Genomic DNA, 23,430 nt, shown 5'->3' with positions numbered 1-23,430 from the left:
GTGGGACGGCTGACCGGCGTCAGGTCCGGACGCCGCCGGCCCGGTACCGCCCCGGCGTGACCCCCACCAACCGCTTGAAGTGCCGGGTCAGATGGGCCTGGTCGTAGAACCCGGTGGCGCCGGCCACGTCCGCCGGAGCCCGTCCGGCCAGCAGCAGCCGCCGGGCCCGGTCGACCCGCCGGGACATCAGGTACTGGTGCGGCGCGATGCCGTACGCGCCGCTGAACGCCCGTACGAGGTGCGCCGGGTGCGCGGGCACGAGCGCGGCCGCCTCCGTCAGCCCGATCCCCGCGACGACCCGCTCGTCGAGCAGCTCCCGCAGCCGCCGGGCGAGCACGGGGTCCCGGCGGGCGCCGGCCGCGCCGGTCCCGGGCCGCAGATGGTCGCGCAGCCGGTCGCCGATCAGGGTCAGCCGGCTCTCCGCCTCCAGTTCGTCCCCGGGCAGCGCGAGCGCCGCGTGCAGCTGCCCGACCCGCCGCCGCAGCACCGGGTCGCGCAGGTCGGGCGCGTCCACCGCCGGTCCGATCAGCTCGTCGCCGAGCCGGGATGCGTCCAGGTACAGGACGCGCTTGCGGAAGCCGTCCGGGGTCGCCGGGGAGCCGTTGTGCGGCACGTGCGGCGGCAGCAGCGACACCGTGTCGTGCGGGGTGCCGTGCTCGTGCCGGTCCAGGTCGTACCGTACGGCGCCGTCGTCGACGATGAGCAGCGTCCAGGCGTCGTGGACGTGCATCGGATAGGCGTACTCGGTGTAGTGGGCGTGGAAGACCTCGACGACGCCGGGGACGCGGGGCCGCCAGGCGGAGACGTTCCGCTGGTCCTTCGATCGGCCGCCCATGCAAAAAACGTACAAGACCGGGCGGGGTGCGGGTCGGCAGTCTCACCGTATGAGCACGCACGAAGCAGCCCCCCAGACTCCCAGGGCTCCCGAGGCCGAGACCCCCGTCCGCTTCGACACCAAGATCGCCGTACTGCTGCGCGAGGACCTGGAGACCTGGCAGCGCCTCAACGTCACGGCGTTCCTGGTCAGCGGCCTGGGCAAGCAGTTCCCCGAGGTGATCGGGGAGCCCTACGAGGACGCGGACGCGGTCGGTTACCTGCCGATGTTCCGCCAGCCTGTGCTGGTCTTCGAGGGCACGAAGGAGACGCTGACGACCGCCCACGCGCGCGTACTGTCCCGCGCCCTGCCCCGCGCCCTCTTCACGTCCGACCTCTTCGCCACGGGCAACGACCGCGACAACCGCGCGGCGGTACGGGCGGTGGCGACGGCGGACCTGGACCTGGTGGGTCTCGCGGTGTACGGCCCGAAGAACGCGGTGGACAAGGTGCTGAAGGGTGCGCGGATGCACCCGTGACCGGATGTACCGGGATGCACCCGGGACCGGACGCACCGGGGCGCACCCGGGACCGGACGCACCGCCCGGCGAGCGGCGGGGTCAGACGGCGCTCGTGTCGGCCCGGGGCACGGGAGCGGCGGACGTGTCCTGTGCCACCGGCGTCTCGTCGCCGTCGCCGCCGTTCGGCAGGCCCCGCATGAGCCCCCAGTACCCGGCCGCCGCCACCGTGCCGACGACGGCGCAGATGCCCCACAGCCACTCGGCGCCCCAGTGGTCGATGACGAACCCGGACATCAGCGGGGCGACGAGCGCGGCGACCGCCCAGGACATGGAGTACATCCCCTGGTACCGCCCGCGCCCGTGCACCGGCGACAGCCGGACGACGAGCCCGGTCTGCGTCGGCGCGTTGACGACCTCGGCCAGCGTCCACACGCACACGGTGAGAGCGAACACCGCGACCGACCCGGCGAAGGCGGTGAGCCCGAACCCGTACCCGGCCAGCAGCGCCGAGCCGATGAGCAGCAGCCGCGGATCACGGTGCTGGATGAACCGCGTGACGGGAATCTGGAGCACGACGATCAGCACACCGTTGACGGCGATCGCCATGCCGAAGTCGGCGGGCGTGAACCCGGCCTCGCCCATGGCGACGGGCAGCCCGACGTAGGCCTGCTGAAAGATCAGCGCGATGAGGAAGGACAGCCCGACGACCCCCATGTACCGCCCGTCGCGCAGCACGGTCCCGAGCGAGACGGGCACCGCGTCCCCGCCGCCGGACGTCTCGGTGGCGTGTTCCTTCGGCCGCGACTCGGGCAGCTTCACGAAGACGAGCACGGCGCACACCAGCGTCATACCGGCCTCGATCATGAACCCGGCGAGATAGCTGTACTCGGCGATGAACCCGGCCGCCATGGAGGAGATCGCGAAGCCGAGGTTGATCGCCCAGTAGTTGAGCGAGAACGCCCGGATACGGTCCTCGGGCCGCACGATGTCCGCCATCATCGCCTGCACCGCCGGCCGGGAGGCGTTGCTCGCCATGCCGACCAGGAAGGCGACGGCGGCGATGGCCACCGGGTCCCGCATGAAGCCGAGCAGCGCGACCGACAGCGCGGTGGAGGTCTGCGCGACCAGCAGCGTGGGCCGCCGCCCCAGCCGGTCGGTCATCACCCCGGCGCCCAGCGAGGACACGACTCCGCCGAGCCCGTGCAGAGCGGCGACCAGACCGGCGTACGAGGCGGAGTAGCCGCGGTCGATGGTCAGGTACAGCGCCATGAAGGTGGCGACGAAGGCACCGAGCCGGTTGACCAGGGTGCTGGTCCACAGCCACCAGAACGCGCGGGGGAGCCCGGAGACGGTCTCGCGTGCGGCACGTCCGAGTCCGGCGACAGGCATGGGTCCCCCGAGGTGATTGAGATCGCCGTAAGCGGCTGATGCGGTAGGCACAACTTACAAACGGCTCTCTCGGGGAAGCCATCCAATTAACACTTCCCGTCAACCGTCCGCCCACCGGGCGCACGCGCGGGGGATCAGGGCCTTGGATTACGCTCGGAAGCATGGCCGACGCACCGTACAAGCTGATCCTCCTCCGCCACGGCGAGAGCGAGTGGAACGAGAAGAACCTGTTCACCGGCTGGGTGGACGTCAACCTCACCCCGAAGGGCGAGAAGGAGGCGACGCGCGGCGGCGAGCTGCTCAAGGACGCCGGCCTGCTGCCCGACGTGGTCCACACGTCCGTCCAGAAGCGCGCGATCCGCACGGCCCAGCTCGCGCTGGAGGCCGCCGACCGCCACTGGATCCCGGTCCACCGCCACTGGCGCCTGAACGAGCGCCACTACGGCGCCCTCCAGGGCAAGGACAAGGCCCAGACCCTCGCCGAGTTCGGCGAGGAGCAGTTCATGCTGTGGCGCCGCTCCTACGACACCCCGCCGCCCGCGCTGGACCGCGACGCCGAGTACTCCCAGTTCTCCGACCCGCGTTACGCGATGCTCCCGCCGGAGCTGCGCCCGCAGACGGAGTGCCTGAAGGACGTCGTCGGCCGGATGCTCCCGTACTGGTTCGACGCGATCGTCCCCGACCTCCTCACCGGCCGCACGGTCCTGGTGGCGGCGCACGGCAACTCCCTCCGCGCCCTCGTCAAGCACCTCGACGGCATCTCCGACGCCGACATCGCGGGCCTGAACATCCCGACGGGCATCCCGCTCTCCTACGAACTCAACGCCGAGTTCAAGCCCCTGAACCCGGGCGGCACGTACCTCGACCCGGACGCGGCCGCGGCGGCGATCGAGGCCGTGAAGAACCAGGGCAAGAAGAAGTAGGCCCGCACGAATAGGCCCCCTACCTGCGGTTTCTCCGCCGGGAGGGGGCTTTTCGCTACCTCTGGGCCGTCGCTGGGCCGTGTTCGGTCATGAGCGGGGCTTCGTGAGGATCTCGGCCTTCACCTGGAAGGCCACCAGGAACGTCGTCAAGGCAGCGGCCGCCATGGGTGCTGCGGACCAGGCGCCGAGGGCGCCGATCGCGCCGCCGACGAGGATGAACGGGAGCTCTCGGGGTGCCAGGTAGAGCGCGAGGCCAGGGCGTGACAACATGTCCTTCTCCAGTTGTGCGTTTCGGCATCCTGCTACGGATCTTGCAATGCGCCGACGGAGACGAGAGCCACCCCAGGCCCGGGGTGGCTCTCACCATTCGGCAGGCAGGACGCTACCCCTTCCGAGGGAGCTCCCACAAATTCCCTGCTAAGGGTCTTCCTTGGGTTTCGCTCTGTCCTTCGTTGGGGGTGCGAGAGTCCTTCTTGGGAGGTGCGGCTAGCTTCCTTCCATGGATGGAACAAGACGTTCCATGGATGGAACGTCTTCCCAGGTGAGCGGGCCGATCCCTCGAAATAATGATCAGGGGTAACCGGCTCGGCAGTTGCTCCTGGCGATGTACTCTCGATGTCTTGTATATCTGCCGCGAAGGATGACTTATCTATCTGCCGTGAAAGATAGCTAATGAGCCTGTTATTTTCTTCGCCGACAGCTATCACGGATAGTGTCTCGCTAAATAGTGAAGCGGATTAGAAGCGGACGACGTCTAATCTGACCAGCTTTCGCTGTAGATATTGTGGACCGCTCTCCGGGTCCACTCGCTACTGGTCGGCATCAGATGCGCGTACACCCGCAGCGTCAGGCCCGGGCCCGAGTGGCCCAGGTACTCGGCGAGGGCCTTGATGTTCTCGCCCGCGTCCAAGAGCACCGAGGCGTAGAAGTGGCGCAGCGCGTGCATGCCGTTCTCGCGTGACTCCGCGTACGGCCGACCTCGCTCGGGCACCGGGATGACGCCGGCCGCGGCGAGCGCCGGTTTCCACGCCTCCTCGTTGAGCGACGTACGCCAGACGTGCCCGCCGCGCGGCCCGGTGAAGACGAGCCGCTTGGTCACCGGAGGCCCGTCGGCCACCTTCCACGGCAAGGTGATCTCGACCGGCGGGAAGCGCTTCGTATGGGCCCGGAGCGCATCAGCGACCGGGCGGGTGAGCGGAACGCCCCGCAGCTTGCCGCCCTTCGGCGGGGCGAACACCGCCTTGCTGCGGCTCAGCTTCAGTTGCTGGACCACGTGGAGCGTGTCCGAGTCGAAGTCGATGGCGTCGACAGCCACGCCCAGAGTCTCGCCCTGGCGGAGCCCGCAGCCATCGCCCGGGTCGACCATGGCTTGGAAGCGCTCGGGCATGGCGGCCCGGACGGCGAAGACCCGTTCCGGTGTCCAGGGCACGACGCGCTTGTTCTCTACGGTCGGCGGCCGGACCGACCAGGCGGCACACGCGTTGCGGGGAAGGTGCCCGTCATCCACGGCCGCACTGAGCGCCGCGCGCACGTTGGAGTAGATCGTCCGGGCATACGACCCGGCGGACGCCGTTCTCTTGCAACTGCCGCACCCCGGCAGGCTGGTGGGCGACCGCGCGCTCGGCCCGACCATGTCGGAGGCGATAAGGCCTATTCGTCACGCCGCAACCGGCGTCACCTGCGCAGACGCCAGATCAAGCACACGATCCCCGAACTGAGAGGCCAGCGGGCCAACCGCCAGCGCCGCGGCAGCCAAGGCGGCCGGCCCGCAGGGTTCGACAAGACGATCTACCGGCGCCGCAACGAAGTCGAGCGGACCATAAACCGGCTCAAGAACTTCCGCGCCGTCGCCACGCGCTTCGACAAGCGGGCGTACGTCTCCCACGGGACGGTCACCGTGGCGGCGATCCGTCTTTGGCTCCGTCCGGAGTGCAGGGCCCCGGCTCAGAGGTCCTTGGCACCCGGGTAGTGGTGGCGAAGTTCGCTGAGTACGCGCTCGTCGACAGCCCTGACCTCCCACGAGGAGCTGTCGAATTCGGTCAGGACGAGCACCAGCTCGTCCCCGGCGAACCCACGTGCTTCGGCATCGATCAGCTGGAGGAAGGGGGTCGTCAGCGACAACAGTGTCAACGTGTCCATGCCGGCGTCGGCGGACCGTCTCTCCATCTCGAGACAGCGAGGATCGACGATCTCGTCGAATTCGACGCGCCACGTCAGGTCCAGGCCGAAGCTGCCGAAGCGAACCAGCAGCTCAGCCAGGGTCACGTAGTGCTTTCCGTGCCAGGCCGGAAACGTGATCCCTTTCATCCCCGTCTCTGCTTCGGCTGTATCGCGCACCATGCGGCCCCCTTCGTTCCAGCGAACAGTAGGCCACGTCCCTGATCAGCTCACACGACCCATCGGACACGACCTAGGGAGGGGGACTCTGCATGTCCGTGCTGGGTGGCGACCAGGGTGAGCCGTCGAGTTGGGCGGCGGAGCGGTTTGGGCGGCATGCCAGCAGGCTCGTCGAAGCGATCCCGGAGCAACTGGCTCGGGCCCACACCCGTGCTCATGCAGTACACCTCGCCGCGAGGCTGAAGAAGCGCAGCCCTTACGGCTCGACGTTGGCGGAGGCTGTGCGCGAGAACCTGGCGGACATCGCGCGGGAACTGGAAGAAGCCGTGCGGGATCTACGCGGGTACGAGTACGCCGTCATCAACGACCATGCGCTCTTTCCCTTCAAGTACGCCAACCGTCTCAGGCCTCTTGAACGGGCGCGCCTGGCTGCTGACGCTTCCCCTACCCGCCGCCGCATGCTCTTGAGTCACGGGCCCGACCCGGAGGACGGCCTTTTCCTGCTGGATGACGAGTACGCGACCGAGGAGTACGGGGTCTGCACGAGACCTTCGAGGCGCTGGGTGCGTCCACGAAGCTGGTGTGCCTGTTCTTCACCGCCGACCCGGAGGGCGGCATCCACGTGATCCATTGGGGAGAAGCACGTCTGGAGCCGGATCGCACTTTCACCTGGCCTCACAGCGAGCAGCTGCGGGTGGCGACCCAGCCGCTTGAGTGAGCGGTTACCAGCGCTGGGCCGTCTGAGGGCCCCCGAGGCCGACCGACGGTGACAGGTGTGCCGCGTCCTCGCAGCAGCGAAACCGCAGGTCAGGGGTTCTAGCGGAACGGGCTTTCCCCCTAGGGGTGGCGGTCGGGCAAGATGGGGTGCTTCTCGCCCTAACACCGAGCTGCAGCGCTCAGTCCATCGAGCGATTGTGGGCACTGCGCCGGCGCTGTACGTTCCCGCTCACAGGTGGATGTAGCTCAGGGGGCGGGATGACTGGATACGGCCGCGCGGACAGTGAATGGGAAGAGCTGGTACATGCCGGTCGTGGCTTCCTCATCGAGCGAGCGAAGCTGGGCAAACTCACCTCGTACACCGAGCTCAACGTGACCCTGGCCAGGCGAACAGGCTGCCGTCCGTTCGACTTCGAGCGTGCTGACGAACGGGCCGCGATGGGGCATCTGCTCGGGCTGATCGTGGAACGAGACCAAGAGGTCGCGCCCTCAGACCCGCCTGTCATGCTCTCGGCCCTGGTGAACTACCTAGGTGCCAACGACGCTGGCTCTGGCTTCTATCAGCTGGCCAAGGAACTCCAGCTTCTGCCCACGAGCGCGTCGGCCGATGAGAAGTTCGGCTTCTGGGTCAAGCAAGTGAAACAGCTCTACGAACGTCATGGAGCTGGTCCAGCGGTCGCCTGAGATCAAGAACCTGAGTGTCTAACCACATGGGGTGCTACGTTCCTCGGAACCCTGTGCTTCATAGGGGCTCAGACAGGTGCGTCGGAAGGCAGAGCAGCCGAGCTTGATGCCCGCTCTGCCGAGCGCCATGGAAGGAAGTCAAAGTGAGTTTCGTGGCGAAGTACGACAGCACCTGCACCCGCTGTAGCGATGCGATCGAGGTTGGCCAAGAGATTCGGACGTCCAGCGTCGGGCGGTACGAGCGGTACGAGCACGTCGTGTGCCCGAGGACGGCCGACGTGACGTGCAGTATCTGCGGGCAGAAGTGGGTCGAGTGCGGCTGCCCCTGAGGCAGCAGTCATGAGCCCCACGGGCTGCGACCGTCGTTATAGCCGGTTGCCCCGCACCACAACCGCACCAGATTGAGCGGGGAACAACGGGGAACGACGGGGAACCCAGGTACCGCGGCAACATCGGGGCCCGACCGTATGCCCAGGTCAGCGACCTTAACAACTCCAAGTGATCGCAGCTTCCCAAGCTGATGGCTCAGGCAGTGTGCTCACGGGCCGGCCGTCCTAGCTTCCTCTGGGTCGGCGACACCTCGACAGCGTGGCTGAGGCCAGTGGGAGTGCGGCAAGGCACACGCGCGCCTGGTCGGTTGGCAAACCCGCCATCGTGGCTGACTGTCGTCGGCTGAGGCACAGACGACTTGAGTCCACGGTGCACCGTGCCGTCCGGCTGAGGCGACGTCTCTGCCCTGCGTGATTTTGCGAGGTGGAAGGGGAATGCAGCCCTGTGGCGGAGTCAGGCCAGGGGAGGGGCAAACAGGTGGCGCAACGGGGCAGCGGCCGAGGCAACGACTATCAGCGGCACCAGCAAGCTTTACGACGTGCCCAGGAGCAACGGGCACGCCAAGCGGAGCGGGAACGCAAGGCCGCTGAGACGGCCAGCAAGCGGCAGGAACGCGAGCGGAAGGCCGCATATCAGGAGCAGCAGGCCGAACAGGCGCAGGTTCGCACGATCGGGGTCGAGCACGAGGTCGAGCAGCTCGGACAGTTGCTCCGTGCCGCGTTGGTTGGCGATCCGCCAACGACCTTTGAGCGCCGGCGGAGGGCTCACACGCCGAGAGCGTTAGACGAGCGTCCTTGGTCTCGTCCGGAGCCTTCACCGCGCTGGGAGGAGTTCGTACCACCGGAACCCGGTGGTCTGGCTGCTGTCCTGGGTCTTGGCAGGAAGCGCTATGAAGCTGAGGTTGCCGAGGCGCGTGTGCGGTTCGTCGAGGCACAAGATCGCCACAGGCGGGCCGAAGAGAAGCGGCTGGCAACGCTGGAGCGGAAGCGTGCCGAGCATCGCCAGGCCGAAGCGCGGGCCCTTGACGAGGTGGCGGCCTTCAACTCGAAGCTGGACGAGGAGCGCGAGGCGTACAGGGCCGGGGAGCCTGCGGCGGTCGAGGCTCATCTAGGAGCCGTTCTGGATGCGTCGGAGTATCCATTGGGCTTCCCCCACGAGCATCGAATCGCCTTCCGTCCTGCCACCGGTGACGTACTCGTTGAGATCCACATGCCGCCTGAGGCGATCGTTCCAACCGCGCGTGGCTACCGGTACGTGAAGAACCGAGACGAGACGACCGTCCTGCCTCGTCCGGAGAAGGAGCGTAAGGAGATCTACGCCTCCGTTCTGGCACAAGTGGCTCTGAGGACAGTGCATGAGGTCTTGACGAGCGATCCGGACCGGATCGTCAATGGCGTGATCCTGAACGGCCATGTGAGAACCATCGACCGGGCCACGGGTCAGGAGGTCTCACCCTGTCTGGTGACGCTCAGCGCCAGCAGGGAGCAGTTCGGGAGGCTCCGTCTCAGTCAGGTTGATCCGGCGCAGTGCCTCAGGGGACTCAACGCTCTGGTGTCTCCCAATCCCTACGATCTCGAACCGATCCGCCCCATCGTCGAGTTCGACCTGTCGAAGTACCGGCTCATGGACAGCATGGATGTAGTCGCCGGCCTGGACAGCAGGCCTGTGCTGGTGAAGCTGACGCCCACCGAGTTCGAGCACCTGATTCGCCAACTGTTCGAGGCCATCGGCATGGAGGCCTGGAACACCCAGGCGTCAAAGGACGAGGGCGTTGATGCGGTGGCCGTCAGCAAGGACCCCGTCTTCAACGGTGAGTGCATCATTCAGGCGAAGCGCTACAGCAAGCTCGTGGGTGTTGAGTCCGTCCAGGCGCTCGCCGGAGTGGTCGAGCACAAGCGTGCTGCCAAGGGGGTCCTGATCACCACATCGTGGTTCGGCAGGGCCAGCCACGACTTTGCCCGCCAACATGGTCGGCTCCAGCTCATCGAAGGACCGGAACTCAAGTACCTGATCAAGGAGCACCTTGGCAAGGATGTGATCCCGGGCCCGGTCCCCCCGAAGAGGCGCCCCTCGCGCTGAGGTCGGCGGGCCGCCCACACTAACGGAGGGAGCTGGGCCGTCTCTGGGCCGTCCGAGGGCGCTCGACAGTGCCCAATGACGACCAACGACGACCACCAGGCGCACGACCTCACCGCCCCTGACCAGCAGAAACCCAGCTCACCAAGATTCCCGGCAGACCCAGGGCAAGAAAAAGTAGGCCCACCTCGGTAGGCCCCCGTCCTGCTGTTGCTCGGCAGGGCGGGGGCCGACTGGCGTTTCGGGTCGGCGCTCGCGTGAGCGGCCGTATCAGGACGGTGGCCAGGCGCCGGACATCTCGAAGGAGACCACCGTTCCGCCGAAGCGGCTGGGACCGGCGTGCCAGGAGTCGGCGACGGAGTCGACCAGCAGCAGCCCGCGCCCGTGCGCGTCGTCGGCCTCGGGGCACCTGAGCCGCACGCTCTCCGGGAGCCCCGGATTGTGCACCTCGACCCGGAGCGACGCCTCCACACGGAACCACTCGACGCGGACGAGCCAGGGTGTGTCCGACGTGCCGTGGACGACGGCATTGGTCACCAGCTCGGAGAGCAGCAGAACACAGTCGTCGACCGAGCACGACAGCTGGTAGGGAGTGACGAACTTTCGGAACCAGCGCCTGGCCCGGGGCACGGACTCGGCGACGGGGTGCAGGCTCATCGCGCCGAGGCGCGGCGACTCCGCACACGGATAACGGTCGATCGCGTAGGCCACCCGTACTCACTCCCCGCCGCTGAGGTCGCAGTGGGGGCGATGAGGCCGCCGTCCGACGTTGCCCCGTCTGTCCGTGCCGACGAACGTCCGAGTCGACGCTCTCGCCACTGCCGATGCGGCAGTCGAAGGACCGATCCCGTACGACGCCATACAACACCCCTCGTTCAGGAAGTCATGCGCGACATCTCTAGATAGGTACTGTGGCTAACATCTCTAGAGACGTCAAGTCCCCTGCTTCGTAGCGCCCTTGGGGAGGCCAAGTGGCTACTCGGAGCGAGCGAGCCCCGGACCTGTGGCCTAAGGTGTCTAGAGAAGGAGAGGAGGCCCACGGGATGGCCAACGCCGCAGACGACCGACGTCCCAAGTACCAGCGGATCGCGGACACGCTGCGCGAAGCGATCCGGTCGGGCGAGTACGGTCCCGGTGATCGACTCCCGGGGGAGAACGACCTCATGGCCACCCACGGCGTGGCCCGCATGACGGCCCGCCAGGCCTTGAGCGTCCTCCGGGACGAAGGCGTCGCCGAGGCCCGCAAGGGCGCCGGAGTGTTCGTCCGGGAGTTTCGCCCGCTTCGACGCCGGGGCATCCAGCGTCTGGCCCGGCAGCAATGGGGCAACGGCAGGTCCATCTGGTCGGCCGACATCGAGGACCGCTCACTCGATGTGGACCAGGTCACGGTGTCCGAGGAAGCCGCGCCCGACGGCGTCGCCGCGGTCCTGGACCTGGCCGACGGGGAGACGGTGTGCGTGCGGCGCCGGCGCTTCGTCCTGGACGGCAAGCCGGTCCTGCTCGCGACGAGCTACCTTCCCGCCGCCCTGGTCGCCGGGTCCGCGATCACTCAGGAGGACACCGGGAAGGGCGGGACGTACGCCCGGCTCGCCGAACTCGGCCACGGGCCGGTGCACTTCCGTGAGGAGATCCGCTCACGCATGCCGTCGAAGGCCGAGGCGAGCCAGTTGAGCGTGGCAGCGGGCACCCCGGTCATCCTCATCTGCCGCACCGCATTCACGGACGAGGGCCGCGCCGTCGAGATCAACGAAATGACGCTGGACGCCGCTTCGTACGTCTTGGAGTACGACTTCGACGCGTAACTCGAGCGGTCTCACCCCACGCCACGGCCTGAGTCACGACCCTGTCTGCGGCAGGCTCGGTCTCACGAGTAGAAGCCGGTCCAGTACTCGTCATGGCCGCAGGTGAAGTCGCCCGGGCGATCCGCCCTCAGGACCGCGTACCTGGCGACGAAGACGTCCAGGGCCTCATGGACAGAGCAGTCCAGATGGTCACGGAGGGTCTTGATACCCCGGATGATCTGGTTGCTGACGATCTGCTCGTCGGCAACGTCGACTGCGGCGCCATCGGTCATGACCGCGATCGAATCCGACAGTCGGCAGTCCTGGCAACGGAGTTTGCCGGCGCCGGGCGCGTCTCGGCCACCAGGTGTACGAACCCTCTGCCGCTGACCAGCAAGCCCTCTCGGAGATCACTTCGGCGGGAGTTCCTACAGGTCGGCGTCGCCCCACTCCTGGATGACGACCTCGTCGCCGACCGACAGCTTGCCCGGCGTGATCACGGAGAACTTCGCGCCGAACACCACGCCGCCGCTTGCCGCCCGCCGGTAGGCCGCGAGTGTGCGCAGTGGCTCCGGGCCCCGCCTTGCTCCGGTCTCCTGCTCAACCAGGGTGACGGCACAGCGCACCGCGAGCTTGGCATAGCCCAACTCGGCGCCGCCGAGGGAGATGCGGCGTGCGCGGTCCTCTGCGTGCGGCAGGGCTGCCGGGTCGCCGCCGCTGTCGTGGTCGTGATCCTCGTGGCTGTCGACGACGATGTTCGGGCGGAAGCGGTTCATCGGCAGGATCGCGGCGCCGCGTTCGGCCAGCCGCTGGTTGAGGAGGGCGAGGGAGGCGCGGGACAGCAGGTGCACCGCGCTGCTGTCGGCATAGCCGGACGGGCCGGGGGTCAGGCCGTCGGTGATCCGGTTGTGCTCCGGCGGTACGCGGACCAGGCGGCTGGGGGCGCCGAGGAACTCCGACAGCCAGGCGGCGGCTTCGTCGCCCTGGTCGATCCCCTGGAAAGCGGTGCCGAACAGATCGACGTCGCGGCGCGGCGCGGATGTCGTCACGTCGAGACACAGTGTGCCGAAGCGGCCCGTGCCGTCAGCACCGTGGGCCGCGTCGAGCGTGAGGCGAGTGCCGTCGGTGCCGATGGCCGGCCGGATCAGGGCGAGGCGGGGGTGCCGGCGTTGCGTGCGGAAGATTCCGTTCTCGCTGATGACCATGAAGCTGCGGTCGTGGGCGAGGCCCGCCGGAGTCAGGAGCGCATCGCTCGTCGACGCACCCGCACACCCCTTGACGGGGTAGCAGATCAGATCCACCACGTTGGCCATGCGGCGCCCCCTCGGTCCGCGACCACAGTAGAACGTACGCCGTTGGCGCATAGCGCCTCCGGACGGCGGAAGCGCGGGTGACGGTCCAGGTGCGGAGGGTAGCCGTGTGTGATTCGCTGGTATGCGCAACTGCCGCTCACGATGCGAGGACGGATCACATGAGTGCAGGTGGAGAAGCTCGCGCCCGGCTCCAGCAGATGCGCGACAAGGCCCAGGAGTTGAAGGCCGCCTCGGAACGGACCAGCGACCCCGACGAGCGGAAGAGGCTCCAGGAGAAGGCCCGAAGGCTGCAGAGCCAGAGCGAAGAGGAAAGCATGGAGCGGGGCGGGGACATCTATCCCTCGGCGTGAGGAAGCGACGGCACCAGCGGTGCACGTCGAGAATTGGGCTATGTTCTGGAGTCATGACTACCGGGACGGCCTCGCGCCACACACGGATTGGTGACCCGGTGCTCTTCTGAGTGCCGTACGGGCCGGTACGGGCCCGCTGTCCGACCGAGGAACCCGCGCTGCCGCGAGGGCTCCGCCTCCGTCGTGTTGATCACAAGCTCGACACATCAACCACGACAGGAGAATGCATGCCCACCCAGTCCAAGTCGCTGCGGATTCCTACCGCGGACGGACAGGCCGACGCGTTCGCCGCCTTCCCGGGCGGCGGGGAACGGCACCCGGGGGTGCTGATGTACGCGGACGGCTTCGGGATCCGGCCCGTGCTGAGGGAGCTGGCCCGCGAACTGGCCGGGCACGGGTACTACGTACTCGTGCCCAACTTCTTCTACCGGCACGGCCCGGCGCCGGTCATCGAGCTGCCCGAGTACATCGGAGAAGAGGCGCGCGGCGCGGTCTTCGCCCAGCTGATGCCCTTGATCGAGGCGCACACGGCGGAGCGGGTGCTGCGCGACGCCGACGCCTTTCTCACGTTCCTCACCGCTCGGCCCGAGGTGGGTCCAGGGCCGGTCGGGGTGACCGGCTACTGCATCGGCGGCCTCTTGGCGACGCGCACCGCGGTCGCGCACCCGGGCCAGGTGGCCGCCCTCGCCGCGTTCCACGCGCCCGTGGGAGCCGACGGGCCCGAAAGCCTCGCCAAGCTCACCGCAGAGGTCCACTTCGGGCACGCCGAGAGCGACTTGACGCCCGAGGGCCTCGGCGAGCTGAACCAGGCCCTGGAGGCGGCAGGTGTCGGCTACACCTCGGAGATCTATCCCGGCACCGTCCACGGTTTCACCATGTCCGACACCGGTGCCTTCGACGCCGCCGCACTGCGGCTCCACTGGGAGCGCCTGCTGCCTCTTCTCGGCCGCACCCTGGATCGCGGTGGGGAACTCGGTCGGTCGCGTCGTTGACGAGTGCGCGGTCGGCGCTGGCAGGTCTCGCTCTTGGCCATCGACCAAGCCCGGCCGTCGGTTGGGTCCCGGGCTGTTCCCGGGCCGCCCCCGGACAGAACCGGGGATGCAGCCGCACTGCGGAGCTGGGCACCTCGGATGCCGACCGCGCGTCCGCGACCCTAGCCGTAGCCACTGACAACGGCCCGCTCATGAGCAGTCGGCGGGGAGCCTCTGAGCAGACGGGGCCAGGCTGCGTACGACGTCGAACTCGTTGCCCTCGGGGTCGGCCATGACCACCCAGCTCCGGCCTGGTCCCTGGCCCACGTCCACCCTGGTGGCGCCGAGGGCGAGGAGCCTGGCCGCCTCGTCTTCCGTACTGGCGTCGATCGGGCTCACGTCCAGGTGGAGCCGGTTCTTCACGGTCTTGCCCTCCGGCACCCGGATGAAGACGAGGGTGGGCGGCATCTGGCGGGCGCGGACCTCCCCGACCGTCGGCTGCCAGGAGCCGATCTCGACCTTGCCCTCGCCCCGGTCGATGACTTCGAAGTCCAGGACCGCGCACCAGAAGGCCGCGAGTCGCTCCGGGTCGTGGCAGTCGAGGACCAACTCCGTGAACCTACTGGTCATTTCTCCCCCAGGCAGTGCGGACGGGCGCTCAGAGTATGAGGTCTCCGCGGGCGCCGAGCGGACTTTCAGTTCCCGGCGTTCCGCGCACCGGAGCCGTCCTGCTCGGCGTCGGCGTCGGCGTCGGCGACCGCGTACCCGGGCACGGACGGCCACCGCACCGTCAGGACCACGGACTCCTCCTCCGCGTACCAGGAGTGGTCGACGCCCCTGCCCCACACGACGTAGTCGCCCTGTTCGGCCAGTACGACGCTGCGGCCGGGGAAGTCCACCCGGAAGCGTCCGCTGACGAGGACCTGGAGCGCGGTGCGGTCTTCGCCGGTGACCCAGTGGGCGCGCTCGTCCCCCTTCGGATGGACGCCCCACTTGATCTCGACGTCCTCGCTGTGCCGGAGGTCGGAGGGGTCCTTGAAGTGCCCCAGCAGCCATCCCCGGTCCAGTGCCGCGTCCTTGCCCGCGTTGCCCGCGTACACGATGTCCGTCATGGTTCCGGAAGCTAGCAGTGGAAAAGCCTTCGCCCCCGGCCGACCCTCCAGGTACGGTCACCAGCGCGTTCGTACCCGTGCTTCCCGCGTCGAGAGCAGGTTTCGGTCATGGCTTGTCGGATCAGTGAGCTGGTGCTCGGTTGTCGTGACCCCGAGGCGCTGGCGCGGTTCTGGTGCGAGGTGCTGGACTTCGTCGTGCTCGACCGTGAGGACAACGAGTACTTCGAGATCGGGCCGCGGGAAGGGTTCGGCGGGCCGCAGCCGACGATCATCCTCAGTCGCCGGGACGAGCCGGAGCCCGGCAAGTCCCGGCTGCACATCGACGTCAACGCCACCGACCGGGATCAGGACGCCGAGCTGGAGCGCCTGCTGGAGCTCGGGGCGCGGCCGACCGACATCGGGCAGACCGGCGAGGAGCAGTGGCACGTCCTCGCCGATCCCGAGGGCAATGAGTTCTGTCTGCTCAAGGCCCGGCTCAGTCCCCTGTGAGTCGGTCCCCTGGGAGTCGCCGGCTCGTCAGGCCGGTTCCACCGGGAGCCACAGTTCCGTCGTCGCCGTCGTGAAGTCGTCCGCGCGGTCCAGGACGGCGACGATCGACGGGCCGGGGCGCAGGCGCCACGGGTTGGAGGGGAACCACTCGGACGCCGTGGACGCCCAGGTGGTCTGGAGGGCGTCCGGGTAGGGGCCCGAGCTGCGGAAGACCGCCCACGTGCCGGCCGGGACCTCGATGGCGTCGAGGTCGTCGGGGGCCGGGGTGCCGGCGCTGACGGCCACGCCGTGGAGGTAGGTCAGTTCGGTGCCCTCCGGACTGTCCTGGGCCACGTCGTCGCTGACCTGGAGCAGGCCGGCCGGTTCCGTGTCGCCGAGGGACTTCAGGCGGGCGTGGGCCTCCCGGGGGAGCGCGGCGATGTGCTGCTGGATGTGCGGGTTGACGCCCTCGTGGATGAGCGGGACGCGGGTCGCGTGTCCGATCAGGCGGAAGGCGGGGCGGTCGGTGAAACGGGTGGCCATGGAGGCGCTCCCTTCGACGGTCAGGCGGAACCTGAGCTGCGGCTGTGACCGAAGGGGGCCTCCCGCGCGGCGGACGTCGCGCGGGGCGGCGCCGTGGACCGACCGGAACGCGCGTCCGAACGCCTCCGTGGAGCCGTAGCCGTACCGGACGGCGATGCCCAGCAGGTCGTCCCCGCCCCGTACGACGTCGGCGGCGGCGACGGTCATGCGGCGCCTGCGGACGTACTCCGACAGCGGCATGCCCGCCAGCGACGAGAACATCCGGCGCAGGTGGTACTCGGTCGTGCCGTGCCCCGCGGCCAGCGCGGGGACGTCCGGCTCCTCGCCGAGGTGGTCCTCGACCAGGTCGACCAGGCGGTTCAGTGCCGAGATCATGCGGCCTCCCTTCGGCATCCACCGTGGCAGGGGGCACATCGGCGGCGCCCGATCGCCGTGGTCCGGTTCGGTCGGTTCGCTCGGTTCGGTCAGGCGGGTACCGGTACCGGGGGCTGGTCGGGCCAGGCGAAGGCGTACGCGGGGTCGCCGCCACGGGCCAGGCGTACGTAGCGGAGCAGTTCGCGGACGATTCCCGCGTTGCCCATCGCCCAGCCGAGCTGCGGTTCGAGCTCGCCCGGCGTGGACCGGAAGTCGACGTTGGACCAATGGGCACCCTCGCGGCCCCGGGTGGCGCGGGCGGTCAGGTCCGTGACCAGGACGTCGGCGAAGTCGAACGCGTCCCGCTGCTCGGCGATCCGGTCGCAGGCCAGGGCCAGGACGCCCGCCGTGCCGCAGCAGCGGCCGTTGTTGTCCCAGAAGCCGGGGCGCAGCCGCCGCGGCAGGCCGGAGCGGGTCACCGTGTGCCAGCAGCGGTCGGCCAGGGCGGTCCAGGCGGGATCGGACGTGACGTCGCGCAGGGTGCGGAAGAGCTGGGCGTCGCCGGAGGGGCCGTGGCACCAGCCGTAGCTGACCGGATCGATCAGGTCCGGGAGGAACTGCGGGGTGGAGTGCGGGGCCAGGAAGCCGTCGGGGCCGGCGGAGTCGCGGGAGACGACGTCGGCCACCGCGGCCAGCGCCAGGTCGAGCAGGTCCGCGCGGCCGGTGGCGCCGCCGACGCGGGCGAGGGCCAGGGCGATGCCGAGGGTGCCGTGCGAGACGTGGTGCAGGCGGGAGTCGGTGTCCGGGCGGTGGGGCCAGTGGACGCCGTGCGCGGTCTGCTCCGCCGTACGCAGGTACGGCTCCACGGCCAGGACGGCCAGGTCGGGGTCGCCGGCCAGGAGGGCGCCCAGGCCGATGCCCGCGTTGCCGCCCATCAGCTCGAAGAGGTCGCCCCAGCGCGTGCCGTCGAAGCGGGAGCGGACCAGGCCGAGGGCACGGTCGGCGGCCTCGCCCGACGCCGGGTCGCCCAGTTCGGCGTGGACCGTCCGCAGGACCAGGGCGAGTCCCGTGCGGCCGAAGTAGAGGGAGTCGTCCTCCAGGTCGTCGACCCGGGCGGCCAGGGCCCGGGCCGCGCGCAGGGCGGTGTCGGCGTACGCGTCGTCGCCGAAGTGCCGCCACGCCTCCAGGAGCACGGGGACGATGCCGGCCGTGCCGTTGTAGAGCATCGGCTCGACGGCGCCGTCCGAGGGCCTGACCGGCCAGGCGAGGCCGCCGCCGGGGGTCTCCCGGGCCGCCCCCGTCAGCCGGCGCAGCCCGTCCACCGCGATGTCCTCGACCTCGTCGACCGCCACGACCGTGGTTCCTGGTGCCGTCATGGGGCCACTCTCGCATCCGCGTCCGGCCCGGAAGCCGGCGGAGGCCGCGCAGGGAAGACGGGGGAGGGGGCGGAGGGGGCGGATCAGTGCGCCGTCGTCAGGTGGCGGCGGTTGTCCCGGCGCCCGCGCAGGACCCGCCAGACCGTCCCCAAGGCCAGCGACTGGACGAGCGCCGAGAGCACGATGCCGCCGACGAAGAACCACGTCGGGGCGTCACCGCCCCAGCCCGCCTCGCCGAGCCAGGCCACGAAGCCGAAGGCCGGGAAGGTGAACAGGGCCGGCCAGACCCAGACGAGGGACGCGTCGGGGCCGGTCCCGAAGAGGGGCTGCGCCGCGGCGACCGCCATCGCGCCGCCGACCACGGTGAGGTACACCGCCGAGACGCGGTTGGCGAGGGTCAGGCGGGCGAGGCCGCGTATCCGGTCGGTCCCGCCGGTCCGGTCGGCTCGGGCGTTGTTCGGCTGGGTGCTGTTCATGGGATCCGGGCTCCCCGGGGTGGTGGTCGTGGTCGTGCTCCTGAACCAGGGTCGACCGGGAGCCCGCCCCGGGCCTGAGTACCCGTACTCAAGTCCGGGGTGTCGCGGTACCCGCCTGCGGGAAGCCTGTCCGGCCTATGCCGACAGGGGGACTTCGTGGATCTCGTCCGCCTTGTGGCCCGCGCGTTCGTGCACGCGCTGGACCGCCTCGGCCGACGGCCCCTCGGAGAGGCAGTAGATCGTGCCGGAGGCCGGGTCCGCCCACGCCTGTTCGAAGTGGACGTTCTCGCCCTTCTCCACGGCGAGGTCGGCCTGGTGGGCCTGGTGCAACTGGTCCGAGGTGATGCCGTGCATCCCACGGTGTACGTCCATGAAGTGAGCCATGGCGTCTCGCACCCCCTTCAGGGTCCTCCTTCCAGGGTGCGCCCGTGCGGCGGCCGGGGCGCACCGGCCGCCGCACCACTGTCGACCGTGTGCCACCGCATACCGCGGCCTGCCTCGGTCTACCGTGTCAGCCGCACTGGCAGGGGCTGCCCGACTGGCAGCCGCAGCCGCAGCCCGAGCCGCAGCCGCAGGCGGCGATCAGCGGGAGGCTGCGGATCTCGGTGGGCTGCTCGGTGGGGCGTTCCTGTGCGGGGTCGGGCTTCGTGCTGGGGGAATCGGCCATGGTTCCTCCTGGAAGCGGGTGCCTGGGGTCCTGGGACCCGGGCCCTGGGGTCCTGGGTTCCGGGCCCTGGGGTCCTGAGTCCATTGCACGCCCCGAGTGGCCGTCGCATCAACGGCGCACTGGGGCGAACGCGCGCCCCCGCTGCGCTCCGCGCGGGTGCGCTCAGGCTCCCTCGACCTGCGTCGCCGGCTGGATGTCCGCCTGGAGGTCGTCGGCGTGCTCGCCGGTGACCAGGTAGACCACCCGCTTGGCGACCGAGACCGCGTGGTCGGCGAAGCGCTCGTAGTAGCGGCCCAGCAGCGTGACGTCGACCGCCGTCTCGATGCCGTGCTTCCAGCGGTCGTCCATCAGGTGCTGGAAGAGGGTGCGGTGCAGGAGGTCCATCGCGTCGTCGTCCTGCTCCAGCTGGAGCGCCAGGTCGACGTCCTTGGTGATGATCACCTCGGCGGCCTTCGCCATCAGGCGCTGCGCGAGCTGGCCCATCTCCAGGATGGTCGCGTGCAGGTCGTGCGGCACCGCGCGCTCCGGGTAGCGCAGCCGGGCCAGCTTGGCCACGTGCTGGGCCAGGTCGCCCGAACGCTCCAGGTCGGCCGACATCCGCAGCGAGGTCACGACGATGCGCAGGTCGGTGGCGACCGGCTGCTGCCGGGCCAGCAGGGTTATCGCCCGGGCCTCCAGCTCGTGCTGGAGGTTGTCGACCTTCTGGTCCGCCTCGATGACGGCCTCGGCCAGCTTGAGGTCGGAGTCGAGGATCGCGGTCGTGGCGCGTCCGATGGCCGACCCGACCAGCCGGGCCATCTCCACCAGACCGTCACCGATCGAATCAAGTTCCTCGTGGTACGCGTCCCGCATCAGGATTCCCTCTCGTACGTCCGTTTCGGGGGCTCGAAGACGGCTTCGCGCCCCCCGCCGTGCCCCCACGCTTACACGTTCCGGCCTGTACGCGTCCGTTTCCGGCACCCCAAATGAACCGTCCCTGGCTCCAAGGTGAACTCTGGGCGACGAGTGTTCGAGGTCGCACCCGGATGGCTGGGGCCGGACGGTTCGCCGTGCCTAACCTGGAGACATGGACGTGAACGCGGCGGTCGCCGCAGTGGCAGCGATCGCCGGAGTACTCACCGGCGTCATCGCCGTGCTGGCGTTCCGCTGGAGCGAGCGGGAGCAGAAGCGCCCCACCCGCACCTCGCTCCACACCGATCCCGTGCTGCCGCCCGGTGTCGACACCGTCCTCTCCGTACTGCGCTCCTCCGCCGTCGTCCTCGACGAGGCCGACGCGGTGGTCAAGGCCAGCTCGGCGGCGTACGCCCTCGGCCTGGTCCGGGGCGGCAGGCTCGCCGTCGAGCCGATGCTGCAGATGGCCAGGGACACCCGGCGGGACGGAGAGATACGGCAGGTCGAGCTGGACCTGCCCCGGCGCGGCAACGGGCGGGGGGAGGCCCTCGCCGTCTCCGCACGCGTCGCGCCCCTCGGGTCGAGGCTGGTGCTGCTGCTGGTCGAGGACCTCACCGAGGCCCGCCGCATCGAGGCGGTACGGCGGGACTTCGTCGCCAACGTGAGCCACGAGCTGAAGACGCCGGTGGGGGCGCTCTCGCTGCTGTCCGAGGCCGTGATGGACGCGGCGGACGACCCGGAGGCCGTGGAGCGGTTCGCCGGGCGGATGCAGATCGAGGCGACCCGGCTGACGAACCTGGTGCAGGAGCTCATCGACCTGTCCCGGGTGCAGAACGACGACCCCCTCGACGACGCCGAGCCCGTCCGGGTGGACGAGCTGGTCGCCGAGGCCATCGACCGCTGCCGGCACGCGGCCGGCACCAAGCAGATCACCATGGCCGCCGGAGGCACGGCGGATCTGCACGTACGCGGCAACCGCGGCCAGCTCGCCGCCGCTCTCGGCAACCTCGTCGAGAACGCCGTCAACTACTCGCCGGCCCGCACCCGCGTCGGCATCGCCGCCCGCCGCGTCGCCGCCCCCGGCGGCGACCTGATCGAGATCGCCGTGACCGACCAGGGCATCGGCATCTCGGAGAAGGACAAGGAGCGCGTCTTCGAGCGCTTCTACCGCGTCGACCCGGCCCGCTCCCGGGCCACCGGAGGCACCGGTCTGGGTCTCGCGATCGTCAAGCACGTGGTCGCCTCGCACGGCGGGGAGGTCACGGTGTGGAGCGCCGAAGGCCAGGGCTCCACGTTCACCCTGCGACTGCCGGAGGCGGGCCTCGCCCGCGACCGCGCGCAGCGGCGGTCCGACCGCGCCGGACTCAGCGCCGAGACCGAGCGGTCGTCCTCAGCCCCGCAATCCCCCCATACAGCCCCGTTCGAAACGTTTCCCGCCCCGGAGGTCCTTCCGTGACCCGTGTGCTCGTCGTCGAGGACGAGGAGTCCTTCTCCGACGCCCTGTCGTACATGCTCCGCAAGGAGGGCTTCGAGGTCGCCATCGCGACCACCGGCCCCGACGGACTCGACGAGTTCGAGCGCAACGGCGCCGACCTCGTGCTCCTCGACCTGATGCTGCCCGGCCTGCCGGGCACCGAGGTCTGCCGCCAGCTGCGCGGCCGCTCGAACGTTCCCGTGATCATGGTGACCGCCAAGGACAGCGAGATCGACAAGGTCGTCGGGCTGGAGATAGGGGCCGACGACTACGTCACCAAGCCCTTCTCCTCCCGCGAGCTGGTCGCCCGCATCCGAGCCGTACTGCGGCGGCGCGGCGAGCCGGAGGAGGTCGCCCCGGCCGCCCTGGAGGCCGGGCCCGTCCGGATGGACGTGGACCGGCACGTGGTGACCGTGGGCGGCACCAAGGTCGACCTGCCGCTGAAGGAGTTCGACCTGCTGGAGATGCTGCTGCGCAACGCGGGCCGCGTGCTGACCCGCATGCAGCTGATCGACCGGGTCTGGGGCGCCGACTACGTCGGTGACACCAAGACCCTCGACGTCCACGTCAAGCGGCTGCGCGCCAAGATCGAGCCCGACCCGGGCGCGCCGCGGTACCTGGTGACGGTGCGCGGGCTGGGTTACAAGTTCGAGCCGTAGGCCGGCCCGCGGGCCGCCCGACCGGGGCGGTCCACCGGACACGGCGAAGGGCGGGACCTCACGGAGAGGTCCCGCCCTTCGGTCGTGCGCCGGTGCGTCGGTACGGCTTCCGTACGGACGCACCGTACGGCGTCCCTACGGTGCACCGCCCGCAGGGTGCTCAGTGGCCGGCTTCGGTGCCCGGGCCGGTCTCGGTGCCGGTGCCCGTGCCGGTCTCGTCCGTGTCGCCGGTGGCCCCACCGGTGGCGTCGTCCGTCCCGGGGGCGGTCTCGCCGTCCGCCGGGGTGCCCGAGGCCTCGCCGTCCGCCGGCTCGCCCGAGGTCTCCGCGGAGGCCTCCCCGGAGGGCTGCGCGGAGGCGCCCGGGGCCGCCGGGGTCTCGCTCGGGCCCCACTCGGCGAAGAAGCTCTCGGCGGGGACGACGAACGCGCGCAGGCTCACGGCGCCGGTCTTGCTGAAGTTGAAGGTGATCTTCTGGGCGTTGCCGTCCTGGACCGCCTCGCGGCTGCTGGGCAGGACCGCCGCGGCGTTGTCCTTGCCGCCGAGGACCAGGCTGCCGCCGGCCGGGACGGTCAGGTCGCCCTTCTCGCCCTTGGCGGGCTTCAGCTCGGCCGACTTGTCGGTTCCGGCCACGGTGACGGATTCGAGGGTCTGGTCCTTGTCACCGCTGTTGAACAGGGTGGCGGAGACCACGGCCGGGCCGGTCGACTCCAGGTCGGGCTGGGTGATGACGACCGCGTTCTGGACCTTGATGTCGCCCACGGACGTCGCAGCGTTGTCCGGCTTGATCTCCAGCGTCTGGGCGTTGTGACCGGCGCCGCACGCGGCGAGCGAGGCGATCGAGAACGCGATGGCGGCGGCGGCGAGGGCACCGCGTCGAAGGCTGCTGCTCACGGCGGCGGCAACTCCTTGGACTCGAGCGGGGTGGCGGCAACGGATAAAGCCGCCCTAAGTGGCTGTCAGCGGCCTCAGGCTACCGAGCCGTTGTTGAGCCGCCGCACCCGACCCTCCCCGAAGACATCCGGCTTCGCTCGGCAGGCGGTAGGCGCCGGGGGCGGCACGGGACGACGGGGAGGCGCGGCACCGGTGCGCCCAGGGCGCCGTTCCCGCACGGGCGGGGCGCCCGTACGCGTTGTTCCGGTGGGCCGTTTAGCGGCTCGTACTCGTCCGACATTCAGCTATGAAGCCCTCCGCCATACAGGTCGGG

At 69.8% G+C, this 23,430-nt stretch carries 27 protein-coding genes and 2 pseudogenes; 12 read left to right on the top strand and 17 right to left on the bottom strand.

What is annotated here, in order from left to right; genetic code table 11:
* Positions 1-19 precede the first annotated feature (19 nt).
* Positions 20-835 (bottom strand): AraC family transcriptional regulator, encoded by an 816-nt coding sequence (locus R2E43_RS17375; RefSeq protein WP_332056338.1) that lies wholly within the window; start codon positions 833-835, stop codon positions 20-22.
* Positions 836-884: 49 nt separating this feature from the next.
* On the opposite strand from R2E43_RS17375, the gene R2E43_RS17370 reads away from it, so the two are divergent.
* Positions 885-1,352: a DUF2000 domain-containing protein gene (locus R2E43_RS17370; RefSeq protein WP_189284236.1), complete on the top strand. Its 468-nt coding sequence runs from the start codon at positions 885-887 to the stop codon at positions 1,350-1,352.
* Positions 1,353-1,433: 81 nt separating this feature from the next.
* Here R2E43_RS17370 and R2E43_RS17365 read toward each other — a convergent pair whose 3' ends face one another.
* Positions 1,434-2,723, bottom strand: coding sequence for an MDR family MFS transporter (locus R2E43_RS17365; protein WP_003974763.1), 1,290 nt, complete (start codon positions 2,721-2,723; stop codon positions 1,434-1,436).
* A gap of 161 nt (positions 2,724-2,884) precedes the next feature.
* Here R2E43_RS17365 and R2E43_RS17360 point away from each other — a divergent pair, with 161 nt between their 5' ends.
* Positions 2,885-3,646 carry a phosphoglyceromutase gene (locus R2E43_RS17360; RefSeq protein ID WP_003974762.1) on the top strand — a complete coding sequence of 254 codons (762 nt, stop codon included), beginning with the start codon at positions 2,885-2,887 and terminating at the stop codon, positions 3,644-3,646.
* An 87-nt stretch (positions 3,647-3,733) separates the two neighbouring features.
* Here the strand turns inward: R2E43_RS17360 and R2E43_RS17355 are convergent, their stop codons facing one another.
* Both R2E43_RS17355 and R2E43_RS17350 read right to left on the bottom strand, forming a co-directional pair.
* Positions 3,734-3,916, bottom strand: coding sequence for a hypothetical protein (locus tag R2E43_RS17355; RefSeq protein ID WP_030868429.1), 183 nt, complete (start codon positions 3,914-3,916; stop codon positions 3,734-3,736).
* A 484-nt stretch (positions 3,917-4,400) separates the two neighbouring features.
* Positions 4,401-5,256 (bottom strand): annotated as a pseudogene (locus R2E43_RS17350) (tyrosine-type recombinase/integrase); the annotation flags it as partial.
* On the opposite strand from R2E43_RS17350, the pseudogene R2E43_RS17345 reads away from it, so the two are divergent.
* A pseudogene (locus R2E43_RS17345) lies at positions 5,238-5,615 on the top strand (transposase); the annotation flags it as partial. The pseudogenes R2E43_RS17350 and R2E43_RS17345 overlap by 19 nt on opposite strands.
* Here R2E43_RS17345 and R2E43_RS17340 read toward each other — a convergent pair.
* Positions 5,591-5,986 (bottom strand): hypothetical protein, encoded by a 396-nt coding sequence (locus tag R2E43_RS17340; RefSeq protein ID WP_234328668.1) that lies wholly within the window; start codon positions 5,984-5,986, stop codon positions 5,591-5,593. The pseudogene R2E43_RS17345 and the gene R2E43_RS17340 sit on opposite strands and share 25 nt — an antisense overlap.
* Before the next feature lie 89 nt (positions 5,987-6,075).
* On the opposite strand from R2E43_RS17340, the gene R2E43_RS17335 reads away from it, so the two are divergent.
* From R2E43_RS17335 to R2E43_RS17325, 3 genes are all read left to right on the top strand, one after another.
* Complete coding sequence (locus R2E43_RS17335; protein ID WP_234328667.1) at positions 6,076-6,609, top strand: hypothetical protein; 534 nt, start codon at positions 6,076-6,078, stop codon at positions 6,607-6,609.
* A 349-nt stretch (positions 6,610-6,958) separates the two neighbouring features.
* Positions 6,959-7,384 (top strand): hypothetical protein, encoded by a 426-nt coding sequence (locus R2E43_RS17330; protein ID WP_030868425.1) that lies wholly within the window; start codon positions 6,959-6,961, stop codon positions 7,382-7,384.
* An 807-nt stretch (positions 7,385-8,191) separates the two neighbouring features.
* Positions 8,192-9,793 (top strand): restriction endonuclease, encoded by a 1,602-nt coding sequence (locus R2E43_RS17325; RefSeq protein ID WP_234328666.1) that lies wholly within the window; start codon positions 8,192-8,194, stop codon positions 9,791-9,793.
* A gap of 267 nt (positions 9,794-10,060) precedes the next feature.
* Here R2E43_RS17325 and R2E43_RS17320 read toward each other — a convergent pair whose 3' ends face one another.
* The gene (locus R2E43_RS17320) at positions 10,061-10,501 is read right to left on the bottom strand and encodes an ATP-binding protein (protein WP_011029506.1); all 441 of its coding nucleotides are present in this window, start codon (positions 10,499-10,501) and stop codon (positions 10,061-10,063) included.
* Positions 10,502-10,833: 332 nt separating this feature from the next.
* Here R2E43_RS17320 and R2E43_RS17315 point away from each other — a divergent pair, with 332 nt between their 5' ends.
* Positions 10,834-11,592 (top strand): GntR family transcriptional regulator, encoded by a 759-nt coding sequence (locus tag R2E43_RS17315; RefSeq protein ID WP_011029507.1) that lies wholly within the window; start codon positions 10,834-10,836, stop codon positions 11,590-11,592.
* A 62-nt stretch (positions 11,593-11,654) separates the two neighbouring features.
* Here the strand turns inward: R2E43_RS17315 and R2E43_RS17310 are convergent, their stop codons facing one another.
* The gene (locus R2E43_RS17310; RefSeq protein WP_093456632.1) at positions 11,655-11,864 is read right to left on the bottom strand and encodes a hypothetical protein; all 210 of its coding nucleotides are present in this window, start codon (positions 11,862-11,864) and stop codon (positions 11,655-11,657) included.
* Between the two features lie 135 nt (positions 11,865-11,999).
* Positions 12,000-12,884 carry an MOSC domain-containing protein gene (locus R2E43_RS17305; RefSeq protein WP_093456633.1) on the bottom strand — a complete coding sequence of 295 codons (885 nt, stop codon included), beginning with the start codon at positions 12,882-12,884 and terminating at the stop codon, positions 12,000-12,002.
* Positions 12,885-13,042: 158 nt separating this feature from the next.
* Between R2E43_RS17305 and R2E43_RS17300 the strand changes: the two genes are divergently transcribed.
* Complete coding sequence (locus R2E43_RS17300) at positions 13,043-13,234, top strand: DUF6381 family protein (protein ID WP_003974757.1); 192 nt, start codon at positions 13,043-13,045, stop codon at positions 13,232-13,234.
* A gap of 227 nt (positions 13,235-13,461) precedes the next feature.
* The gene (locus tag R2E43_RS17295; protein WP_332056337.1) at positions 13,462-14,226 is read left to right on the top strand and encodes a dienelactone hydrolase family protein; all 765 of its coding nucleotides are present in this window, start codon (positions 13,462-13,464) and stop codon (positions 14,224-14,226) included.
* Between the two features lie 189 nt (positions 14,227-14,415).
* Here the strand turns inward: R2E43_RS17295 and R2E43_RS17290 are convergent, their stop codons facing one another.
* Both R2E43_RS17290 and R2E43_RS17285 read right to left on the bottom strand, forming a co-directional pair.
* Positions 14,416-14,835, bottom strand: a complete 420-nt coding sequence (locus R2E43_RS17290; RefSeq protein WP_136207956.1) for a VOC family protein — start codon at positions 14,833-14,835, stop codon at positions 14,416-14,418.
* 65 nt (positions 14,836-14,900) lie between these two features.
* Positions 14,901-15,317, bottom strand: coding sequence for a cupin domain-containing protein (locus R2E43_RS17285; RefSeq protein WP_332056336.1), 417 nt, complete (start codon positions 15,315-15,317; stop codon positions 14,901-14,903).
* A gap of 108 nt (positions 15,318-15,425) precedes the next feature.
* On the opposite strand from R2E43_RS17285, the gene R2E43_RS17280 reads away from it, so the two are divergent.
* Entirely contained in the window at positions 15,426-15,806 is a 381-nt protein-coding gene (locus tag R2E43_RS17280) for a VOC family protein (protein WP_011029513.1), read from the top strand.
* 27 nt (positions 15,807-15,833) lie between these two features.
* On the opposite strand, the gene R2E43_RS17275 is transcribed toward R2E43_RS17280, so the two are convergent.
* The 6 genes from R2E43_RS17275 to phoU form a co-directional block, all read right to left on the bottom strand.
* On the bottom strand, positions 15,834-16,703 hold the full coding sequence (locus tag R2E43_RS17275; RefSeq protein ID WP_161270146.1) for an AraC family transcriptional regulator: 870 nt from the start codon (positions 16,701-16,703) through the stop codon (positions 15,834-15,836).
* Positions 16,704-16,792: 89 nt separating this feature from the next.
* Positions 16,793-18,058: a lanthionine synthetase LanC family protein gene (locus R2E43_RS17270; protein ID WP_011029515.1), complete on the bottom strand. Its 1,266-nt coding sequence runs from the start codon at positions 18,056-18,058 to the stop codon at positions 16,793-16,795.
* Between the two features lie 83 nt (positions 18,059-18,141).
* Entirely contained in the window at positions 18,142-18,534 is a 393-nt protein-coding gene (locus R2E43_RS17265; RefSeq protein ID WP_136207952.1) for an SCO4225 family membrane protein, read from the bottom strand.
* A gap of 135 nt (positions 18,535-18,669) precedes the next feature.
* Positions 18,670-18,918, bottom strand: coding sequence for an SCO4226 family nickel-binding protein (locus R2E43_RS17260; RefSeq protein ID WP_332056335.1), 249 nt, complete (start codon positions 18,916-18,918; stop codon positions 18,670-18,672).
* A 127-nt stretch (positions 18,919-19,045) separates the two neighbouring features.
* A complete protein-coding gene (locus R2E43_RS17255) occupies positions 19,046-19,201 on the bottom strand; it encodes a hypothetical protein (RefSeq protein WP_164883312.1) in 156 nt (51 codons plus the stop codon).
* A 162-nt stretch (positions 19,202-19,363) separates the two neighbouring features.
* Positions 19,364-20,053 (bottom strand): phosphate signaling complex protein PhoU, encoded by a 690-nt coding sequence (phoU, locus tag R2E43_RS17250; RefSeq protein ID WP_003974747.1) that lies wholly within the window; start codon positions 20,051-20,053, stop codon positions 19,364-19,366.
* 214 nt (positions 20,054-20,267) lie between these two features.
* Between phoU and R2E43_RS17245 the strand changes: the two genes are divergently transcribed.
* Together R2E43_RS17245 and R2E43_RS17240 are read left to right on the top strand one after the other, a co-directional pair.
* Positions 20,268-21,548 (top strand): sensor histidine kinase, encoded by a 1,281-nt coding sequence (locus R2E43_RS17245; RefSeq protein WP_003974746.1) that lies wholly within the window; start codon positions 20,268-20,270, stop codon positions 21,546-21,548.
* Complete coding sequence (locus R2E43_RS17240) at positions 21,545-22,225, top strand: response regulator transcription factor (RefSeq protein ID WP_003974745.1); 681 nt, start codon at positions 21,545-21,547, stop codon at positions 22,223-22,225. Before R2E43_RS17245 ends, R2E43_RS17240 begins: the two co-directional genes overlap by 4 nt.
* Positions 22,226-22,385: 160 nt before the next feature.
* Here R2E43_RS17240 and R2E43_RS17235 read toward each other — a convergent pair whose 3' ends face one another.
* Complete coding sequence (locus R2E43_RS17235; RefSeq protein ID WP_030868393.1) at positions 22,386-23,117, bottom strand: copper chaperone PCu(A)C; 732 nt, start codon at positions 23,115-23,117, stop codon at positions 22,386-22,388.
* Positions 23,118-23,430 lie beyond the last annotated feature (313 nt).

The sequence above is a fragment of the Streptomyces violaceoruber genome (assembly GCF_033406955.1).
In the GTDB taxonomy this organism is placed as follows: Bacteria; Actinomycetota; Actinomycetes; order Streptomycetales; family Streptomycetaceae; genus Streptomyces; species Streptomyces violaceoruber.
This window is presented reverse-complemented; position numbering and strand designations above follow the sequence as displayed.

Excerpts from the sequence above, each read along its gene's own strand:
- R2E43_RS17305 (WP_093456633.1), bottom strand. The coding sequence starts at position 12,884 with ATGGCCAACGTGGTGGATCTGATCTGCTACCCCGTCAAGGGGTGTGCG.
- R2E43_RS17340 (WP_234328668.1), bottom strand. The coding sequence starts at position 5,986 with ATGGTGCGCGATACAGCCGAAGCAGAGACGGGGATGAAAGGGATCACG.
- R2E43_RS17280 (WP_011029513.1), top strand. The coding sequence starts at position 15,426 with ATGGCTTGTCGGATCAGTGAGCTGGTGCTCGGTTGTCGTGACCCCGAG.
- R2E43_RS17290 (WP_136207956.1), bottom strand. The coding sequence starts at position 14,835 with ATGACCAGTAGGTTCACGGAGTTGGTCCTCGACTGCCACGACCCGGAG.
- R2E43_RS17260 (WP_332056335.1), bottom strand. The coding sequence starts at position 18,918 with ATGGCTCACTTCATGGACGTACACCGTGGGATGCACGGCATCACCTCG.
- R2E43_RS17355 (WP_030868429.1), bottom strand. The coding sequence starts at position 3,916 with ATGTTGTCACGCCCTGGCCTCGCGCTCTACCTGGCACCCCGAGAGCTC.
- R2E43_RS17335 (WP_234328667.1), top strand. The coding sequence starts at position 6,076 with ATGTCCGTGCTGGGTGGCGACCAGGGTGAGCCGTCGAGTTGGGCGGCG.
- R2E43_RS17255 (WP_164883312.1), bottom strand. The coding sequence starts at position 19,201 with ATGGCCGATTCCCCCAGCACGAAGCCCGACCCCGCACAGGAACGCCCC.
- R2E43_RS17365 (WP_003974763.1), bottom strand. The coding sequence starts at position 2,723 with ATGCCTGTCGCCGGACTCGGACGTGCCGCACGCGAGACCGTCTCCGGG.
- R2E43_RS17285 (WP_332056336.1), bottom strand. The coding sequence starts at position 15,317 with ATGACGGACATCGTGTACGCGGGCAACGCGGGCAAGGACGCGGCACTG.
- R2E43_RS17245 (WP_003974746.1), top strand. The coding sequence starts at position 20,268 with ATGGACGTGAACGCGGCGGTCGCCGCAGTGGCAGCGATCGCCGGAGTA.
- R2E43_RS17375 (WP_332056338.1), bottom strand. The coding sequence starts at position 835 with ATGGGCGGCCGATCGAAGGACCAGCGGAACGTCTCCGCCTGGCGGCCC.
- R2E43_RS17330 (WP_030868425.1), top strand. The coding sequence starts at position 6,959 with ATGACTGGATACGGCCGCGCGGACAGTGAATGGGAAGAGCTGGTACAT.
- R2E43_RS17315 (WP_011029507.1), top strand. The coding sequence starts at position 10,834 with ATGGCCAACGCCGCAGACGACCGACGTCCCAAGTACCAGCGGATCGCG.
- R2E43_RS17370 (WP_189284236.1), top strand. The coding sequence starts at position 885 with ATGAGCACGCACGAAGCAGCCCCCCAGACTCCCAGGGCTCCCGAGGCC.
- R2E43_RS17275 (WP_161270146.1), bottom strand. The coding sequence starts at position 16,703 with ATGATCTCGGCACTGAACCGCCTGGTCGACCTGGTCGAGGACCACCTC.
- R2E43_RS17360 (WP_003974762.1), top strand. The coding sequence starts at position 2,885 with ATGGCCGACGCACCGTACAAGCTGATCCTCCTCCGCCACGGCGAGAGC.
- R2E43_RS17295 (WP_332056337.1), top strand. The coding sequence starts at position 13,462 with ATGCCCACCCAGTCCAAGTCGCTGCGGATTCCTACCGCGGACGGACAG.
- R2E43_RS17270 (WP_011029515.1), bottom strand. The coding sequence starts at position 18,058 with ATGACGGCACCAGGAACCACGGTCGTGGCGGTCGACGAGGTCGAGGAC.
- phoU (WP_003974747.1), bottom strand. The coding sequence starts at position 20,053 with ATGCGGGACGCGTACCACGAGGAACTTGATTCGATCGGTGACGGTCTG.
- R2E43_RS17300 (WP_003974757.1), top strand. The coding sequence starts at position 13,043 with ATGAGTGCAGGTGGAGAAGCTCGCGCCCGGCTCCAGCAGATGCGCGAC.
- R2E43_RS17265 (WP_136207952.1), bottom strand. The coding sequence starts at position 18,534 with ATGAACAGCACCCAGCCGAACAACGCCCGAGCCGACCGGACCGGCGGG.
- R2E43_RS17310 (WP_093456632.1), bottom strand. The coding sequence starts at position 11,864 with ATGACCGATGGCGCCGCAGTCGACGTTGCCGACGAGCAGATCGTCAGC.